This window comes from Bradyrhizobium sp. 2TAF24, assembly GCF_052115025.1.
GTDB lineage: Bacteria > Pseudomonadota > Alphaproteobacteria > Rhizobiales > Xanthobacteraceae > Bradyrhizobium_A.
This window is the reverse complement of sequence record NZ_JBFRFW010000002.1, coordinates 465,765-483,826: the sequence shown is the minus strand read 5'-3', so window position 1 is coordinate 483,826 and position 18,062 is coordinate 465,765. Positions and strand designations below refer to the sequence as shown.

The 18,062-nt window shown below is 68.6% G+C and carries 14 protein-coding genes; 11 read left to right on the top strand and 3 right to left on the bottom strand.

Annotated elements, in window-relative coordinates; all coding sequences use genetic code 11:
• Positions 1 to 14 precede the first annotated feature (14 nt).
• Both AB4Z37_RS05475 and AB4Z37_RS05470 read left to right on the top strand, forming a co-directional pair.
• Positions 15 to 1,043, top strand: coding sequence for an NAD-dependent epimerase/dehydratase family protein (locus tag AB4Z37_RS05475; RefSeq protein WP_441515664.1), 1,029 nt, complete (start codon positions 15 to 17; stop codon positions 1,041 to 1,043).
• 193 nt (positions 1,044 to 1,236) lie between these two features.
• Positions 1,237 to 4,422 carry an autotransporter domain-containing protein gene (locus AB4Z37_RS05470; RefSeq protein ID WP_441515663.1) on the top strand — a complete coding sequence of 1,062 codons (3,186 nt, stop codon included), beginning with the start codon at positions 1,237 to 1,239 and terminating at the stop codon, positions 4,420 to 4,422.
• Positions 4,423 to 4,934: 512 nt separating this feature from the next.
• Here AB4Z37_RS05470 and AB4Z37_RS05465 read toward each other — a convergent pair.
• Positions 4,935 to 5,969 (bottom strand): aldo/keto reductase, encoded by a 1,035-nt coding sequence (locus tag AB4Z37_RS05465; RefSeq protein WP_441515662.1) that lies wholly within the window; start codon positions 5,967 to 5,969, stop codon positions 4,935 to 4,937.
• A 158-nt stretch (positions 5,970 to 6,127) separates the two neighbouring features.
• Here AB4Z37_RS05465 and AB4Z37_RS05460 point away from each other — a divergent pair, with 158 nt between their 5' ends.
• The 9 genes from AB4Z37_RS05460 to AB4Z37_RS05420 all read left to right on the top strand — a co-directional run bounded on the left by AB4Z37_RS05460 (position 6,128) and on the right by AB4Z37_RS05420 (position 15,703).
• The gene (locus AB4Z37_RS05460) at positions 6,128 to 6,973 is read left to right on the top strand and encodes an ABC transporter permease (protein WP_441515661.1); all 846 of its coding nucleotides are present in this window, start codon (positions 6,128 to 6,130) and stop codon (positions 6,971 to 6,973) included.
• 50 nt (positions 6,974 to 7,023) lie between these two features.
• A complete protein-coding gene (locus AB4Z37_RS05455) occupies positions 7,024 to 8,022 on the top strand; it encodes an ABC transporter substrate-binding protein (RefSeq protein WP_441515660.1) in 999 nt (332 codons plus the stop codon).
• 21 nt (positions 8,023 to 8,043) lie between these two features.
• Complete coding sequence (locus AB4Z37_RS05450) at positions 8,044 to 8,808, top strand: ABC transporter ATP-binding protein (protein WP_441515659.1); 765 nt, start codon at positions 8,044 to 8,046, stop codon at positions 8,806 to 8,808.
• 16 nt (positions 8,809 to 8,824) lie between these two features.
• Complete coding sequence (locus AB4Z37_RS05445; protein WP_441515658.1) at positions 8,825 to 9,916, top strand: LLM class flavin-dependent oxidoreductase; 1,092 nt, start codon at positions 8,825 to 8,827, stop codon at positions 9,914 to 9,916.
• A gap of 21 nt (positions 9,917 to 9,937) precedes the next feature.
• Positions 9,938 to 11,293, top strand: a complete 1,356-nt coding sequence (locus tag AB4Z37_RS05440) for an NtaA/DmoA family FMN-dependent monooxygenase (RefSeq protein ID WP_441515657.1) — start codon at positions 9,938 to 9,940, stop codon at positions 11,291 to 11,293.
• A 400-nt stretch (positions 11,294 to 11,693) separates the two neighbouring features.
• Positions 11,694 to 12,665, top strand: a complete 972-nt coding sequence (locus tag AB4Z37_RS05435) for an NAD-dependent epimerase/dehydratase family protein (protein WP_441515656.1) — start codon at positions 11,694 to 11,696, stop codon at positions 12,663 to 12,665.
• On the top strand, positions 12,662 to 13,807 hold the full coding sequence (locus tag AB4Z37_RS05430) for a glycosyltransferase (RefSeq protein WP_441515655.1): 1,146 nt from the start codon (positions 12,662 to 12,664) through the stop codon (positions 13,805 to 13,807). Before AB4Z37_RS05435 ends, AB4Z37_RS05430 begins: the two co-directional genes overlap by 4 nt.
• Positions 13,800 to 14,441 (top strand): hypothetical protein, encoded by a 642-nt coding sequence (locus AB4Z37_RS05425; protein WP_441515654.1) that lies wholly within the window; start codon positions 13,800 to 13,802, stop codon positions 14,439 to 14,441. Before AB4Z37_RS05430 ends, AB4Z37_RS05425 begins: the two co-directional genes overlap by 8 nt.
• A complete protein-coding gene (locus AB4Z37_RS05420) occupies positions 14,438 to 15,703 on the top strand; it encodes a glycosyltransferase (RefSeq protein WP_441515653.1) in 1,266 nt (421 codons plus the stop codon). The genes AB4Z37_RS05425 and AB4Z37_RS05420 overlap by 4 nt, the downstream gene beginning before the upstream one ends.
• Before the next feature lie 84 nt (positions 15,704 to 15,787).
• Here AB4Z37_RS05420 and AB4Z37_RS05415 read toward each other — a convergent pair whose 3' ends face one another.
• Positions 15,788 to 17,014: a hypothetical protein gene (locus tag AB4Z37_RS05415; RefSeq protein ID WP_441515652.1), complete on the bottom strand. Its 1,227-nt coding sequence runs from the start codon at positions 17,012 to 17,014 to the stop codon at positions 15,788 to 15,790.
• Positions 17,001 to 17,837, bottom strand: a complete 837-nt coding sequence (locus AB4Z37_RS05410) for an MBL fold metallo-hydrolase (RefSeq protein ID WP_441515651.1) — start codon at positions 17,835 to 17,837, stop codon at positions 17,001 to 17,003. The genes AB4Z37_RS05415 and AB4Z37_RS05410 overlap by 14 nt, the downstream gene beginning before the upstream one ends.
• Between the last annotated feature and the right edge of the window lie 225 nt (positions 17,838 to 18,062).

The following is an 18,062-nucleotide window of genomic DNA, read 5'->3' as shown; positions in this document are numbered from 1 at the left end:
TCCGGAGCCTCTCCTTGTCCCCCACCATCCTGATCAGCGGCACCAGCGGTTTTGTGGGAAGCGCGCTGGGGCGCGCGTTCCGCGCCCGGGGGTGGCAGGTCACGGGCGTCAGCCGCCGCCCGGCGCGCGCCGGCGCGGTCGATCGGCAGTATCCGCATGATCTCGCCGCGCCGCTGCCGCCGGATCTTCCGCGCGCGGATGTCGTGGTGCATGCCGCCGCGCTGGCGTCGCCCTGGGCGCGGCCGGCCGATTACACCAGCAATATCGTCGACGCCACGCGCCACATGCTCGCGTTCGCGCAGCGCACGGCGGCCGATCACTTCGTGCTGATCTCGACCACGGCGGTGCTCTATCGTGCCGGCGATCAGTTCGATCTCACCGAGGACGATCCCTATCCCGCGCAGCCGATCAACGGCTACGCCGCTGCCAAGCGTGCAGCAGAGGAGATGGTGCGCGCGGCGTGGCCCAGCGCGTCGATCCTGCGGCCGCGCGCGGTCTATGGCCCCGGCGACACCGTGCTGTTCCCGCGCATCCCCGATGCCGCCCGCAAGGGCGTGCTGCCGCGCATCGTCCGCAGCGATGGCACCGCGCCACTGGCCGATGTCGTCTACATCGACAATCTCGTGCACGCCGTCGCGGTCGCGATCGAGCGGCGCCTCGCCGGCGTGGTCCATGTCACCGATGGCCGGCCGATCGACACCGGCCGCATGCTCGATGACGTGCTGATCCGGCTCGGCTATCCCCTGCCCAAATTCCGCTGGTCCTATGACAGCGCGATGCGCCTCGCCGCGGTCGCCGAATGGGGCTCGCGCCATCTGTTCGGCTGGCGCGAGCCGCCGATCACCCGCTTCGGCGTCTCCGCCCTCACCCACTGCAAGACGTTCTCGCCGCAGCGCATGCTCGACCTCATCGGGCCCCCGCAGCGCCCCACGCTGCTGATCCCGCTCGACGCAGGCGAAACGCAGCAAATGATCCCCCAAAGCGTCTCTCCAGCCGGCCCTTCGACCGGAAGTCTGTCGAAAATGACCGAAAAACACATCTGAAACGGAAATATCAGAAAGCTTCAGAAAGTGGCCCGCTGCGTATCAGGACACTCCCCCCAGCCAATGAGAAGAGTCGTGTCGGAGACGGACCCGCGGATGCGCGATGGGGGTGGTGTTGAGGACGGGGAGAGATTGTTTCGGGGCGCCCCTCCGCTTGCGGGCCGCGCTGCTGAGATTGTCAGCGATAGCGCTGGTGCTCACGCTCGGGCACGTGGCGCAGGCGCGCGCGCAGTCGGGCCCGTTTGTTTACGTGCCCAATAATAGCAGCAATACCATCTCGGTCATCGATACGACGACGAACTCCAGGGGGAGTATCAACGCCGGCTCCTTGTTTCCCGCGGCTGTGGCGGTGCGCGGCGACCAGTCGCTGGTCTACGTGGCCAATAACATCAGCAACACGGTTTCCGTGATCGACACGGCGACCAATGCGGTGACGGCCACCATCCCTGTCGGAAATCCGTGGGAGGTCGCCGTCAGCGCCGACGGCAACCATGTCTATGTGACCAACATCCGCAGCAACACGGTTTCCGTGATCAGCACCGCCACCAACACGGTGACGGCCACCATCCGGGTCGGAAATTCTCCGGAGGGGATCGCCGTCAGTGCCAACGGCACCGCCTACGTGACCAACCAGAACGACAACACGATTTCGGTGATCAACACCGCGACCAACACGGTGACGGCGACCATCCCGGTCGGAAGTTCTCCGGGCCAGGTCGCCGCCAGTCCCGACGGCAGCCACGTCTATGTGACCAACCTCGGCGGCAATACGGTTTCCGTGATCAACACCGCGACCAACATGGTGACGGCCACCGCCCCGGTCGGAACCATTCCAAGCGCGGTCGCCGTCAGTGCCGACGGCCGCCACGTGTATGTGACCAACCGGGACGACAATACGGTTTCGGTGATCGACGTCGCGACCAACACGGTGACGGCCACCATCGCGGTCGGAACTATTCCGCTCGGGCTCGCCATGAGTGCCGACGGCAGCCACGTCTATGTGACCAACAACGGCAGCAACACGGTGTCTGTGATCGACACCGCGACCAATACGGTGACGGCCACGCTGGCCGTGGGAAATGGTCCGCAGTCTCCCGGCGTCTGCGGCAACGGCAACGCCTTGCTGGCCGCGGGGCTGACCTTCAAGGCCAACACGGCGGGCGCGCTCGGCTGCACCGGCGTCGGCGGCCCAGTGTTCACCGGCGGCACGCTGCGATTCGCCGGCACCAACATTGTGAGCGCGCTGCCCATCACACTGACGGCCGCCGGCGGCACGTTTGACACGGCAGGCAACCACGCAGCGCTGTCGGGGACGATCAGCGGGCCGGGCGGGCTGGCCAAGATCGGTGCAGGCACACTGACGCTGTCGGGCGCCGGCACCTACGGCGGACCGACCCTTGTCAATGCCGGTACGCTGCAAGCGGGTAGCGCGGGCGTCTTCTCGCCGTTCAGCGCCTATGCGGTGGCAACGGGCGCGATCCTCGACCTCAACGGCTTCAATCAGAACATCGGCTCGCTGGCTGGCAGCGGACGCGTGACGCTTGGCGGGGCGACGTTGACCACGGGCAACGACGGCACCAGCACCAGGTTTTCCGGAACCATTTCGGGCACCGGAGGACTGACCAAGATCGGCGCGGGCACACTGACCCTGGCTGGCGCCAACACCTACACCGGGGCCACCTTCGTCGGTGCGGGCACGCTGCAAGCCGGCATCGCCGGCGCGTTTTCTCCAAACGGCAGCTACGCGGTCGCAAGCGGCGCTGCGCTCGATCTCAACGGCTTCGATCAGATCATCGGCGGCCTGACCGGGACCGGATCGGTCATCAACAGCGGTGCTGTCGTGCCAACGCTGACGATTGCGAGCGGGGGCATCTTCGCGCCCGGCAACGGTACGCCCGGCACGTCGATGATGGTGACGGGCAATCTCGCGTTGCAGTCGGGCGCCATCTATAAGGTTCAGCTGAATCCGGCGGCCGCGAGCTTGGTCAATGTCACGGGCGCGGCGACGCTGGGCGGATCGGCACTCGCGGCGGTCTATGCCAACGGCAGCTACGTCGCCAGGCAATACACGATCCTGAGCGCTGGCAGCGTCAGCGGCACGTTCGGATCCATCGTCGAGACCAATCTGCCGTCGAATTTCCACACCACGCTGAGCTACGACGCAACCCACGCTTACCTAAATCTGGTCCTGAACTTCGTTCCGCCGTCGGGCGGCGGGCTGAGCGGCAATCAGCAGAAGGTCGGCGACGCCATCATCACTTCCTTCAACAACAATGGCGGCATTTCGCAGGTCTATAGCGGCCTCACGTCCGCCGGCCTGACGCAGGCCTCCGGCGAAACGGCGGTGGGTTCGCAACAGACCACCTTCCAGGCGATGGGCCAGTTCATCGGCCTTCTCACCGATCCCTTCAGCACCGTCCGTGAGACCGGCGCATCCGCAACGTCGGCCTATGCGGACAGCGCGTCGGGTGGTGCCGCGCGCGATGCCTACGCCATGTTCACCAAGGCGCCGTTGGCCCAAACCTTCGAGCCGCGCTGGAGCGTGTGGGCCGCCGGCTTCGGCGGATTGCAGACGACGGACGGCAACACCGCGCAGGGATCGAACAGCGCGACAAGCCGCCTGTTCGGCACCGCCGCCGGCGCCGAATACGCCTTCTCGCCGCAGACGCTCGCCGGCTTCTCGCTGGCCGGCGGCGGCACCAGCTTTTCCGTCGCAGGTGGCGGCTCCGGCCGCTCCGATCTGTTCCAGGCCGGGGCCTATGTCCGCCACAACAACGGCCCGAGCTACATCTCGGCGGCACTGGCCTATGGCTGGCAGGACGTCACCACCGATCGCATCGTCACGCTCGGCAGCGTCGATCGCCTGCGCGCTGAGTTCAACGTCAATGCGTGGAGCGGCCGCGTCGAAGGCGGCTATCGCCTCATTGCGCCGTGGGCCGGTGGCATCGGCATCACGCCCTATGCCGTGGGCCAGTTCACGACGTTCGATCGGCCGGCCTATGCTGAAGCGGTCGTCTCGGGAAGCAATGCTTTCGCGCTGGCATATGCCGCCAGGAGCGTGACCGGCGCGCGCAGCGAGCTCGGCCTGCGCACGGACAAATCCTTCGCCATGCAGGACGGCGTGCTCACCTTGCGCGGCCGCGCCGCCTGGGCGCACGACTTCAACCCGGATCGCGCCGTGGCAGCGACGTTCCAGGCACTGCCTGGTGCGAGCTTCGTCGTCAGCGGCGCACGGCCGGCAGCCGATTCCGCGCTCGCCACCGCCGCCGCGGAGATGAGATGGCCGAATGGCTGGTCCACCGCCGCGACCTTCGAAGGTGAATTCTCCGATGTGACGAAGAGCTACGCCGGCAAGGGCGTGGTCCGCTATGCGTGGTGAGCGGGGACGATGTCTCCTGCATGGGACATGAATTTCTTGCCGCGAGGCGCGATCGGCCTGGCGGCGGCGCTGATGCTCATGCTTGGAAGCCTGGCGGAGGCACGTGCGCAGAACAGGGCCTGTGAGAGGCGGAATCCTGTTCTCCGGCCGCGGCTCAAACGGCAGGTCGTGGTCCGCGAAGGTGGAAAATGCCCCCTCTCTCACTGGGGATCGACTGACTCCCTCTGCGCCATTCAGCCAGGATTGATCTCATCGAAGTGGGGGCTGGAGAGGTTGCCAGGGAGGGGGCCAGGTCGGGCTGTTACTCGTTGTGACAATGGCGAACAAATAGCCCGGCGCTCATCGCGACCGGGCCAAATGCGAGCTGAGGCCCCTAATCCTGGCGGCGGCCAGCAATACTCACCAGGTCATCGCTGATGTCGCTGGCCAAGTCGTCTACGTCGCCGTTGAATTCGAGATAGGGATGGCGGTCCTTCAGCCAATCTCGGAAGCGGGCTTTGACGATCAGCCCTTCACTGCTGCACGCGGCCACCGCGGAACAGATGCCTGAGATCCGCCGCCGCAGTCTGCCCCGGCAGGAGCTGTTCATTGCGGTCGTGCTGAACCTGTTGCGGGCGGTAGGCGCGTTCGAGGGTATCGAGCTCGTCGTCGGACAGGGCGATGTCGAGCGCGGCAATGGCGTCGTCGATGTGGTGGAGCTTGGTAACGCCGACAATCGGCGCCGTCACGGCGGGGTTGTGCAGCAGCCAGGCGAGCGCGATTTGCGCCGGCTTGTAGCCGCGGGCCTGCGCCACGGCAAACACGCCGTCGATCACGGCGTCGTCCTCGGGGCGCGCAAAATCCTTCACCACGCGCGATCGCTCGGTGTCCGCGCGGCGGCTGCCGGCGAGCAGTCCCCGCGCGAGCGGGCTGTAGGGGATCACGCCGACGCCCTGGTCGAGGCAGAGGGGCAGCATTTCTCGCTCCTCCTCGCGATAGAGAAGATTGTACTTGTTCTGCATGGTGACGAACGGCGTCAGGCCGTTCGCGCGGGCCAGCGCCTGGAGCCTTGCGAACTGGAAGGCATGCATGCTCGACGCGCCGATGTGCAATGCCTTGCCGGCGCGCACCACCGCATCCAGCGCTTCCAGCACGTCTTCATCCGGCGTGCGCGGATCGAGGCGGTGGATCTGGTAGAGGTCGACATAGTCGGTGCCGAGACGCCGCAGGCTGTCGTCGATGGCATGGCGGATATGCTTGCGCGACAGGCCCTGCTGGTTGGCGTCCGGGCCCATGGCGCCAAACACCTTGGTGGCGATGACGATGCGGTCGCGCCCCGGGCCGAAACGCTTCACTGCGCGCCCGAGAATCTCCTCGCTGAGGCCGGTCGAATAGGAATCGGCCGTATCGAAAAAGGAAAAACCAGCCTCGAAAGCACGGCGATAATGGTGTTGCGCTTCTTCCTCGCTCAGCGCCCATGGCATCCAATTCTTCGAGCCGTAGCTGGAGCAGCCAAAGGCCAGTCGCGACACCTGGATGCCGGTGTTGCCGAGCGTGCCGTATTTCATTGCGTATCGTCCTTCACTGTCGCGCCGCCTGTCCGCGGCGGCTGCCATCATGTGTCGCACAAATAATATATTGTCTATCGGTATAGTAGAGTTTAGCGTGACGGCAGGATTGCAGGCGTGACCACGGTGCTCGCCTCCAGCGCGAAGAAGGCCGGGCCATGTCCGTCGAGACGATCGAAGCCACCGCCGGCGTGCCGGCTGCCGCCAAGGGCCGGCGCGCGGCGCTGCTGTCCTTCGTCGTCGGCGTCAGGCTGCCGTGGATCGTGATCGCCCAGGTCGCGGTGGTCGCCGCGATCCTGCTGGCCGTGCAGGTGGCGGTCGACAGCGGCGCGGTCAAGCGGATCTACCTGGCGTCGCCCACCCAGATTGTCGCCGCCTTCCCGCAGCTCTTCACCCGGGAGAATCTGCTCTACCACCTGTCGGTGACGCTCGCCGAGGCCGGTGTCGGCGTCGGGCTGAGCGCCGTCCTCGGCATCGCGACCGGAATCGCCATGGGCCTGTTCCCGCGGGTGAACCAGTTCCTCAATCCGTTCCTGGTCTGGCTGATGGCGATCCCCAAGGTCACCATCATTCCCCTGCTTACGCTCTATCTCGGCCTCGGCTTCGGCCACAAGGTCTTCATCATTTTCCTGTTCTGCTACTTCCTGTTCGTCTTCAACACCATCGCGGGCATCAAGCAGGTCCAGGACAACCACATCAAGGTGGCCCGCACGCTCGGCGCCAGCCAGCGCCAGATCATCTGGAAGGTGGTGCTGCCGTCAGCCACGCCGTCGATCATGGCGGCGGTGCGCATCGAGGCGGCGACCTGCCTGCTCGCCACGCTGTTTGCCGAGATCGTCGCCTCGAAGGCCGGTGTCGGCAACCTCCTCAACAAGCTGTCAGGCATCTACGACACCGCCGCCGTCTTCGCCCTCGTCATTCTCGTCACGTCGATCGCGCTGCTGATCATCTATCTCGTCGACGTCGTCGAGAAGCGCGTGCTGCTCAAATGGAAATACGTCTGAGCAGTCCTGGCTCGGCGTCGTTCCGCTGTCGTTCAATCAAGGGATCGATCATGCTCTCCACAGGCCTTGCGGCCCGTCTCGTCGCCATCGCGGCGCTCACCCTCGGCTTCTCCGCGGCGGCCGACGCGCAAGACAAGAAGACGCTCAAGCTGCAGGACACCACGGCCTATACCCAGCAGCCCATCGTGTTCGGCGTCGAGAAAGGCTTCTTCGCCGAGGAGGGGCTCACCGTCGAATTCGTCGGCACCCAGGATCCGGTGACCGCCGTGTCGCGCGGCGATGTGACCTTCGCGTTCGGGCCGACCAGCGTCTATCTGCGCGCTGCCGCCCTGGGCGCGCCGATCAAGATCGTCTCCGCCGCCTTCCGCTCCAAGGGGCCGTATTTCCTCATCGCCCGCAAGGGCATCACGTCGTTCGCCGGCCTCAAGGGCAAGACCATCGGCGTCGGGCCGGACACCAGCGGCAACCTCGCCTCGGTCGCGCGCTATCTGCTGAAGGCCGAAGGCATCGATCCCGACCGCGACGTCACGCTGTTCGCGGCCGGCGCCACCGAGAAAGCGTATGGTGCGCTCGAGACCAGCCAGGTCGACGCCACGATCATCCATCAACCCTTCGCCGCCCTCGGCGAGATCGAGGGCGTGTCGACCACGCTCGCCCGCGCCTGGGACTACCTGCCGACCTATCACACCGGCGTGCTGATCGCCGGCGACGATGTCATCGCCAAGGATCCCGAGCTGCTGCGCCGCGGTCTGCGGGCCTATTTCAAGTCCTACACCTACGCCAAGGCGCACTATGACGAATATCTGCCCTGGCTGCAGGCCCGCCTGAAGATCAATCCGGAGGCGGTGAAGCGCGCCCTCCATCAGGAGGACGACGTCTGGGACGCCAATCCCGCGGTCGATCCCAAGGCGATCCACGACACGCAACAGATGGAGATCGATGTCGGCAACCAGAAGGAGTTTTACGACGCCGCCAAATACATCGACGTCCGCTTCATCCCGCAGGAGTACGTCAAGCCGTTCGTCTACCCCACGCGCAAGACGCAGTAGATGAGGAGCGCGGCGAGCACCATGCTGGCTTTCACCGTCAGGTCCCTCGACAAGACCTATCCCGGCACGCCGCCCGTGCGCGCGCTCAGCAACATCAGCCTGTCGATCGAGGAGGGCGAGTTCATCGTGCTGCTCGGCGCCAGCGGCTGCGGCAAGAGCACGCTGTTGGAAATTCTCGCCGGGCTGCAGCAGCCGAGCGGCGGCGCGGCGCTGTTCCGCGACCGCCCGATCACCGGTCCCGGCGGCGAGCTCGGCGTCGTCTTCCAGGATGCCTCGCTCTATCCCTGGCGCACCGTGGCCGCCAATGTCGGGCTCGGGCTCGAGCTGCGCGGCATGGACAAGGCGCAGGCCCGCCGGCTGGTGGACGAGCATCTGTCCCTGGTCGGCCTCGACGGCTTCGGCGGCAAGTTTCCGCACCAGATCTCCGGCGGCATGAAGCAGCGCGCCGGCATCGCCCGCGCGCTGGTCGGCGATCCCGACGTCCTCCTGATGGACGAGCCGTTCGGCGCCGTCGATTACGTCACCCGCAACAAGCTGCAGGAAGACCTGATCCGCATCTGGCAGCAGCGCCGCAAGACCATCGTCTTCGTCACCCACGATGTCGGCGAGGCGGTGTTCCTCGCCGACCGCATCGTGCTGCTATCGCCGCGCCCCGGCCGGATCGCCGACATCGTCACCCTCGACCTGCCGCGCCCGCGCCGGCGCGGCGACATCGACCTGCTGCAGCGGGAAGCCCGGATCTATGAAGCGCTGCGCGCGCTGGAGCCGGGCGCCACCGCCGCCTGACCGCCTGGAGATCATGATGCCCACCCCGCTCCACCTCGGCTTTGTCTATGCGCCGCAATCCGGCCACCAGAGCCATGACGACAGCTTCGATCCCCTCAACCCCGCTCACCTGACGACGCTCGCCCAGGACCTCGAAGGCGCCGGGTTCGCCTTCCTCATGATCGACGACAGCGTCGGGCGTGCGGCCCCCGCGCGCACCGAGGCGTTCACCACGGCGTCCTTCCTCGCGACGCGGACGCGCCACATCGGTCTGATCGCCACGGCCAACACCAGCTATGTCGAGCCCTACAACGTCACGCGGCTCGCCGCCTCGCTCGACCATGTCAGCCATGGCCGCGCCGGCTGGCTGGTCGCGACCGGCGCGGCCGATCCTGCCGGCGCCAACTACGGACGCGCCGGCGAACCCGCGGACGCCCATGAGGCGCGCGCCAACGAGATCGTCGCGATCGCGCGCCGGCTGTGGGACAGCTGGGAGGACGATGCCTTCGTGCGCGACAAGGCGAGCGGCGTGTTCGTCGACGGCGGCAAGATCCACCCCATCGATCACAACGGTCCGCGCTTCAGCGTCAAGGGACCGCTCAACGTCGCCCGGCCGCCCCAGGGGCAGGTCGTCGTGGCCCATCGCGTCACCGACAGCGGGTCGGCGGCCTTTGCCGGCCGGCATGCCGACATCGTCCTCCTGAGTGCCGGAGAGACCGAGACGATCGCCGCCCTGCGCGATGGCGTGCTCGCAGCCGCGCACGCCGCCGGCCGTGAGCGCCAGCAGGTCGTGCTGTTCGCCGAGGTCGTGCCGTTCGTCGCGCCGCACGATGCGGCGCGCGGAGTGGGCACGTCCGGTGGCCATCGCCTGGCCGGCACCGCGCCCGAGATCGCCGACCGGATCGCGGCGCTGGCCGATGCCGTGGGGCTCGATGGTGTGGTGGTGGCGCCCGCCGTGCTGCGCGGCGGCTCCGAGGCCTTATCCCGGCACGTGATCCCGGAGCTGGCGCGGCGGCAGCGGCTGCGATCCGGCGAGGGGGCGACCACCTTGCGCGAACGGCTCGGCCTGGCACGGCCGCGCAACATCTTCGACACCTCCGCAACCCCGCCGGCCAGTACGGCGGCCTGAACCAGTCCCGGGCGATTGATCATGTCCAAGCGCGAACTGCATTTCGGTCTGATGTTCTGGGCGGGCGGCACGCACCCCAGCGGGTGGCGCTATCCGTCGTCCCATGCCGACGCGGCCTTCGATATCGAATTCCTGCAGCATGTCACCCAACTGGTGGAGAAGGCCAAGTTCGACTTTCTCTTCCTCGGCGACCGGCTCGCCAGCGACCCCAGCCTGCAGACCACCAACCCCTCGCAGATGTCGCGCCTCGAGCCGTTCGTGTCCGGCGCAAGCCTCGCGGCGGCGACCAGCCATATCGGCATCGTTGTCACGGCGAATCCGACCTATTACGATCCGTATAACCTCGCGCGCATGTTCGCCTCGCTGGATCATCTCAGCCAGGGCCGCGCGTCATGGAATCTGGTGACCGGCGCCGACGAGATCGCCGCCGGCAATTTCTCGCGCGAGGCGCATTGGGACACCCAGAAGCGCTACGACTGGGCGGATGAATTCGTCACCGTGGTGCGGGGGCTGTGGGACAGCGATGCGACCACGCCGCTCCATCACAAGGGGCGCTATTTCGACGTCGCCGGCCCGCTCAATGTCCGGCGTCCGCCCCAGGGCCATCCCGTCATCCTGCATGCCGGCACCTCCGATCGGTCGCGCGAGCTCGGCGCGCGCGATGCCGACGTCATCTTCGCCGGCCAGGCGACGCTCGAGAGCGCGAAGGCCTACTATGCCGACATCAAGGCGAGGGCCCGCCAATACGGCCGCAGCGACGGCGACATCGCCATACTGCCCGGGCTCACGCCCATCGTCGCCGAGACGACGGAGCAGGCCGTCGCGATCTTCGACCACCTCAACTCGTTCATTGCGCTCGACCCCGAGGGCGATGGCGGCGGGGCCGGCCGGTACGGCACCCTCGGCGGGATGGGCAAGCGCCGCAACCTCACCGCGGTGTCGGCGGTGATCGGTGTCGACATCGCCGACCGCGACCGCGATGCGCCTGTCGATCCGCAGGTGTTGGCAGAGGCCAATGACGACGGCCAGCGGCTGTTCGCGCATGTCACGCGCCTCACCCGCCGCGACGTCACGGGCCCCAACCGCCTGACCTATCGCGACCTCATCATCGGGCATGTCACCATCGGCGCCATCGTCGTCGGCAATCCCCGCGAGGTCGCGGACCACATCCAGCTCTGGTTCGACGCGCGCGCCGCCGACGGCTTCAACATCTTCCCGCCCTATGTGCCGGAGTCCGTCGAGGCGTTCACCAGCCTCGTGGTCCCCGAACTGCAGCGCCGCGGCCTCTACCGCACCGACTACTCCGGCCCCACCTTCCGCGATCACCTCGGCCTGACAAAACCGCCGCGGACCCTGCCGAAGCGCTTGGCGGGGTGAGGAGGGAGCGGCCACACCCACTGCGTCATTGCCGGGCCTGATGTTCATTCCGGGGACATGGCCGACGGGTGTTCGGAGACATCACCGACACTTTTTGAGCCCGTCAAGTCGATGGTGGCGACCTGATGGGCAGCGAAGAACACGCCGTATTGCCCGTCAGCTGTCGTCGGGCCGCGCTTTGCGCGGACCCGTTGGCGTCGGCCCGCTGATGACGCCGAAAAACATGGAAGGGATGGGCTCGCGAGGCGTCCGGTGCAGGTGCTGCGCCCCTCGCGGACACCCGGGACGCTGCGCGGCCGTGCCCGGCCCACGGTCACAAAGCCGACAATCCGTTGTATAGGGATCAGCGCGCGTGTCGGCATGGCACGCGGGGTGAACCAGATCCCTCCGGAGCGTCAGCTTGCCTCCCACCATCCTGATCAGCGGCACCAGCGGTTTTGTGGGCAGCGCGCTGGGGCGGGCGTTCCGCGCCCGGGGCTGGCAGGTCACGGGCGTCAGCCGGCGGCCGGCGCGCGCCGGCGCGGTCGATCGGCAGTATCCGCATGATCTCGCCGCGCCGCTGCCGCCGGATCTTCCGCGCGCCGATGTGGTGGTGCATGCCGCCGCGCTGGCGTCGCCGTGGGCGCGGCCGGACGCTTATCGCAGCAACATCGTCGATGCCACCCGCCATGTGCTTGCGTTCGCGCAGCGCACGGACGCGGGTCACTTCGTGCTGATCTCGACCACGGCGGTGCTCTATCGCGCCGGCGATCAGTTCGACCTCACCGAGGACGATCCCTATCCCGCGCAGCCGATCAACGGCTATGCCGCCGCCAAGCGCGAAGCGGAGGAGATGGTGCGCGCGGCATGGCCGGCCGCGTCGATCCTGCGGCCGCGCGCGGTCTATGGTCCCGGCGACACTGTGCTGTTCCCGCGCATCCTCGATGCCGCCCGCAAGGGCGTGCTGCCGCGCATCGTCCGCAGCGATGGCGCCGCGCCGCTGGCCGACGTCGTCTACATCAATAATCTCGCGCACGCCGTCGCCGTCGCGATCGACAAGCGCCTCGCCGGCGTGGTCCATGTCACCGACGGCCAGCCGATCGACACCGGCCGCATGCTCGATGACGTGCTGACCCGGCTCGGCTATCCCCTGCCCACATTCCGCTGGTCCTACGACAGCGCCATGCGCCTCGCCGCGGTCGCCGAATGGGGCTCGCGCCATCTGTTCGGCTGGCGCGAGCCGCCGATCACCCGCTTCGGCGTCTCCGCGCTCACCCACTGCAAGACATTCTCGCCGCAGCGCATGCGCGATCTCATCGGGCCGCCGCCGTTCACCACGCAGGAAGGCATCGCCGCCTTCGTCGCCTGGCATCAGGCGGGAGCGCAACTGTGACGGCGGCCATCGTCTTTGGCGTTCTCGCAGTGTCGTTCGTCGGCCTCGATCTCGTGCGCCGCGGGCTGGCGCTGCGCGAGATCGCGGCGCAGGCACGGCTGACGGCCGTGGGCGATGAAACAGCCGTCACCGTGCTGCAGCCGATCCTCGGCGGCGATCCCGCGCTGCAGGGCTGCCTGGAAGCCAACCTGCGCCACGCGCCGGCGGCGCGCTTCCTCTGGCTGGTCGACGACGACGATGCGGCGGGCCAGGCCGCGGCGCGGCAGGCGCTGGCGGCAACAAGCCATCCGGCGACGACCGTCGTGATCGCGCCGCGCCCGCCGGCCGGGCTCAATCCCAAGAGCGTCAAGCTCGCGGCGGGGCTTGATCATGTCGCGACCGCGTTTGTCGCGGTGCTCGACGACGACACCATCCTGCCGCCCGGCGCCCTCGGCCGTGTCGCGGCGCAGGCCGGCCCCGGCGTGCTCGTCACCGGCCTGCCGCTCTATGCCGCGCGCGCCACCCTTAGCTCGCGGCTCGTTACCGGCTTTGTCAATGCCAGTTCGGCGCTGACCTATCTGCCCGCCGCCCGCCTGGGTCTCGCGCGCACCATCAACGGCATGTTCTCGCTGATGCGCACCGCTGACCTCCGCGCGCGCGGAGGCTTCGCGCGCATCGTCCACGAGGTCACCGACGATTATGCGCTGGCGCGGCTGTTTCTCGATGCCGGCGGGCGCATCGTGCAGTCGAGCCAGCCGGTCACGGTCATCACCACGGTGCAGGGCGCGCGCCACTGGTTCGCGCTGATGCGGCGCTGGATGGTGTTCGCCCGGCTCTATCTCCGCGACAACCTGTCGCCGGGCATCGCGCTGCTGGTGGTGCTGCCCGAATTTTTGGTGCTGCCGCTGCTGCTGGCGAGCCTGTGCGTGTCCGCATCGGCCGTCGCGGTGGCGATCGTCCTGCTGGTCGCGAAGGCGTTGGCGACACGTGCGCTGGTGCGGCGGCTCACCGGCCGCGCGACGCCGCTGTCAGACATTCCCTTCGAGATCGCTGCCGAGCTGTTGCTGCCGCTGCATGCGCTGTCCGCAAGCCTCCTGCCGCACCGCATCCGCTGGCGTGACCGCGCCATCACCCTCGAAGGGCGGCGGATCGTCGATGGCTGACAGCTACGCGCAGCGCCTCGCCAGGCTCGATCCCGCCGGCTTCCTGCTGCCTCCGGCGGCGCGGCGGCTGTGTCTCCTCACCGGCCAGAGTGATTTCACCACCAGCGCGCTGCCCGCCGACAAGCGCGCCTTTCTCGATGCCGTCGCGCCCGCGGATGTGGTGATGACGCCGGTCGGCTTTCCCTGGCATGCGGATTTCGCGGCGCCGGCGGCTGGCGCGGTGCCGATCGCGCTTGCCAGCCTGCGCAATGCGCGGCAGTGGCTGTGGGCACGCGGCCATCCCGTCTACCGCGCCGGCCTCGCCGCCAGCGTCGGCACGCTGCTGGCGCGCACCGGGCGCCGTCTCTTCCTGGTCACCGGCAGCTGCGGCATCGACCTGCTGGCCGATGCGCTCGCCCATCTGCCGGCGCAAGGTCCGGAGATCTGGGCCGCGGTCGTCGGTCCGGCGGGGCGCCTGCCGCCGGCCGGCCGGCTCGCCGGCATGCTGGTGGTGCAGGGCCGCGGCGATATCTGGAGCCGCGCGCTGTGGCGCGGCGCGGTCGATGTCCGCCCGCGCTGCGGCCATCTCGATTATTACACCGATGATGCCACCCGGGCCGCGATTGCGGCGTTCTTCGCGGGCGCGCGCCGATGACCCGCATCGCCTTTGTCGCGCCGCCCTTCGCCGGCCATCTCAATCCGCTGCTCGAACTGGTCGAGGCGGCGCGGGACGCCGGCCATGAGGTGAGCGTGATCACCGGCGCGCGCAAGCGCGCCGCCGTCGCCGCGCGCGGGCTCGCCACCGTCACGCTCGATTGCCTCGAAGGCCCGCTGCTGGAGGCAATCGCCGACACCGCGCAGCCGGTGCGCAGCCATCCGCTGCGGCTGCTGGCGCAGCTGCGCCGCTCGCTCGCCGTCGCGCGCCTCGCGCGGGACGAGCTGCTGGCGCTGTGGCGCGTGGACCCGCCCGATCTCGTGGTCGCCGATTCCGTCGCGGTCTCCGCCGGGCTTGCCGCCACCGCGCTCGGCCTGCCCTGGATCACCACCATCGCCACGCCCTTCGCCATCGAAGGCCGCCGCGGCCCGCCGTCCTATCTCGGCGGCTGGGGCGCGGGCGATGGCCCGCTGCATCGCCTGCGCGATGCCGCTGGCTGGCGCTTCGTCCGCACCATGAAGACGGCGTTTGCACTGGCAACACGCCGCGAGCTCGCCGCGCTCGGCGCGCGGCTCTACCGCCCCGACGGCAGCGAGACCTGCTATTCGCCGACAGCCATTCTCGGCTTCGGCCTGACGGAGCTCGAGTTCGCGCGCGACTGGCCGGCGGCCTTCGCCATGATCGGCCCGCTCTATCGTCATCCCGAAGCGATCGCCCCCGTGCCACTGCCGCCGGGCCGGCCGCGCGTGCTGGTGACTCTCGGCACCCACCTGCCTTGGGCCAAGGCAACGCTCGCGAACGACATCGGAACTCTCGCCGCGGCGCGGCCCGGTGTCACCTTTGTCGGCAGCCTCGGCACGACCGATCCGAGCATCGCGGCGCAATCGGTGGCTGATAACGCCGTGCTGCTGCCCTTCGTGCCCTATGACACACAGCTCGCCGCGTTCGATGCGGTCATCCACCATGGCGGCGCCGGCGTCACCTATGCGACCATCGCAGCGGGCAAGCCCGCCGTGGTCGTGCCGCACGATTACGACCAGTTCGATTTCGCCGCCCGCATCGTCGCCATGGGCGCGGGCCTGCGCGCGGCGCGTCTTGCGAGCACGCAAACGCTGGCCGCCCTCGACCGCGCGCTGCAGCCGCAGCTGTTTCCCGCCCTGCCAGCCCTCGCCCACGCCGCGGCACGCTACCGCCCGCGCGAGGCGTTCCTTGCCGCGGTCGACAGCGCGGTCGGCGGACGTCCGGCCGAGATTCCGGGTTGACGCCTGCGGCGTGACCCGGAATCTCGATCGACTCATCAACTGTGGCGCTAGCCACGCTTGCAGCGCCAGCGGACCAGCCGGCCCCTACGTGCGAAACGATAGCCGGGCCGCAACATCCGCCACGTGCGGCAGGCGCCGCGCGAACCGCCGGAACTTGTCGTCGAGCGGCGGCAGCGCCAGCGGTGCGGTCGCGACCTCGCAGCCGGTGCTGGCGGCTGCCGCCTCCGCGGCGCGGCGGGCGGCAGCGGGCGCAACGCGCTCGGGCAAATGCAGCGTCAGGCGCGCCGCGTCCGTCTGCACCAGCTGGAACGGCTGGCTGTCGATCTCCGGTGCAATCGCCGCATGCATGGCACGCGGGAACGCCAGCGTGCCCGACGGCGTCACGATCGCGTCCGACAGGCGGCCCTCGATCGCCGTGATCGACGGCAGCGCCGAGCCGCACGGGCAGGGCCCGTTCGCGTCGATCGCGATGTCGTCGGTGCGATAGCGCAGCAGGCGCTGCGGGCCATGGCGGGTCATGTCGGTGACGATGGGGATGAAGCGCTCGGGCGCTTGCGTGAACGTGGCGCGCTCGATCTGCACGATGTCGACATTGAGATGCAGCCGGCCATGCGCGCAGCTCGCGCCGAAAAAGCCTTCCGCCGCCTGATAGACCTGGCGCACCGGCGCGCCGAGCCGCGCGCGCAGCAGCGCCTCGTCCTCGGGCCACAGCGGCTCGCCGCCGGCGACGATCAGGCGGACCTGCCATGGTGCGTGCGCGAACGTCGCGCTCTCGACGATGCGCCGCAGCGCGAAGGGCGGGCCGACGATGATGTTGGGCCGGAATGCGGCGAGGCCTTCCGCCACGGCCTCGACGCCGCGCCCGAGCGGGAAGAACGCGGTGCGCGTCTGCGTCTGGTGATAGAGGCGGCTGTCATGGCGCAGCAGCACGGCGACACGGCCTGCGCGTACGAAGTCGACGAGCTCGCCACTCGCCAGCACGCGGGCGAGGAACGTGCCGAGCCAGCGCGCGCGGTCGCGACGCGACGCGATGAACACGCCGGGATCGCCGAGCGTTCCGGTGGAGAGCCCGAAGCTCAGATCCGGATGGCCGGTCGGCTCGCCCGCCGCCTCGCGCCGCGCGAGTTCGCGCGCCTCTGTGAGACCAAGGCCCAGCGTGTTCCAGGCGGCGAAGTGGCCGCGATAGTCCTGCGGGCTGACGATGGGGGCCGACGCATCGGGCGCAGGACCCGTGGCGGCGGCGAGCCGGCGCGGCGAGCGCGCCCGCAGTTTGGCGCGCGTGAATGCGGTGACGGCGTCAAGCAAGCTCACGCCGCGTCTCCTCGATCGCGGTGAAGCAGTGCGACGGCACGATCAGCACGTCGGGGCGCTGCTGCGCAAAGCGCTGCAGGCGCGCCAGGGTCTGCAGGTACGCCGCATAATCGTCGATGAAGGCGCGCGCCGGCGCCAGCGGCTCGAGCTGCTCGCGGTAGCACAGCGACAGCCACGCGGCGTCGGCGGCGAGAAACACGTCGCGCCCGCCAGTGGTTTCGATGCGGATGCCGAACTGTCCCGGTGCATGGCCGGGCAGCGGCACGGCGATCACGCTGCGGTCGCCGAACACGTCGGCGCCCTCGGCAAACTCGTCGTCGTGCGCGGTCGTCACCTGTGGTGCGTCCTCGAAAAAGGTGGCGCGTTCGCCGAGGTCGGTCGGAAACAGGTCGCGGATCAGCCCGGCGCGCAGGCGGGCGCCGAAGCCGGCCGGCGCGCGCGCCTCGAACGCCCGGCGCGACAGGTAGACCTTGGCTTTTGGAAAATCGGCGAGGCCGCCGGCATGGTCGGGATGCAGGTGCGACAGCACGATGGCATGAACGTCGCCGGCGGCGACACCCGCCGCGGCGAGCTGGTGCACACAGGCCTCCCCCGGCGCGAGCTGGTAGGGCAGGAAACGGCGGTAGAGCCGGGCAACCGGATCGCTCGCCGTGCGCAGCGCCTCGCCATAGCCGGTGTCGAACAACACCGTGCCGCGCGTCGGATGGCTGATGCGCCCGACCAGGGCCGGAAATGTCGTGCGGCCAAGCCCGGCCCGCCCCGTCACCATGCAGGTCGGATGCTGGCAACTGCCGCAGACCATGAGATCGAGTTCGACGCGCAAGGGTTTGGGGACCTGAAGAGGGGCTTACAAGCGGGATGGATGGATGTTCAGATGGGATCCGTCACCCCTGAGAGTCTGACATAAAAAGCAGCCGATGAAACAGAGCGATTGCTGTTGAACCCGTCATGACCGGGACAAATGTCGGACCATCGTGACAAGGCCGTGCTTTCCGGTTTTCTCTGTCGTGGCCGGGCTTGTCCTACAGCTGTCCGGCTTATTTGCGGC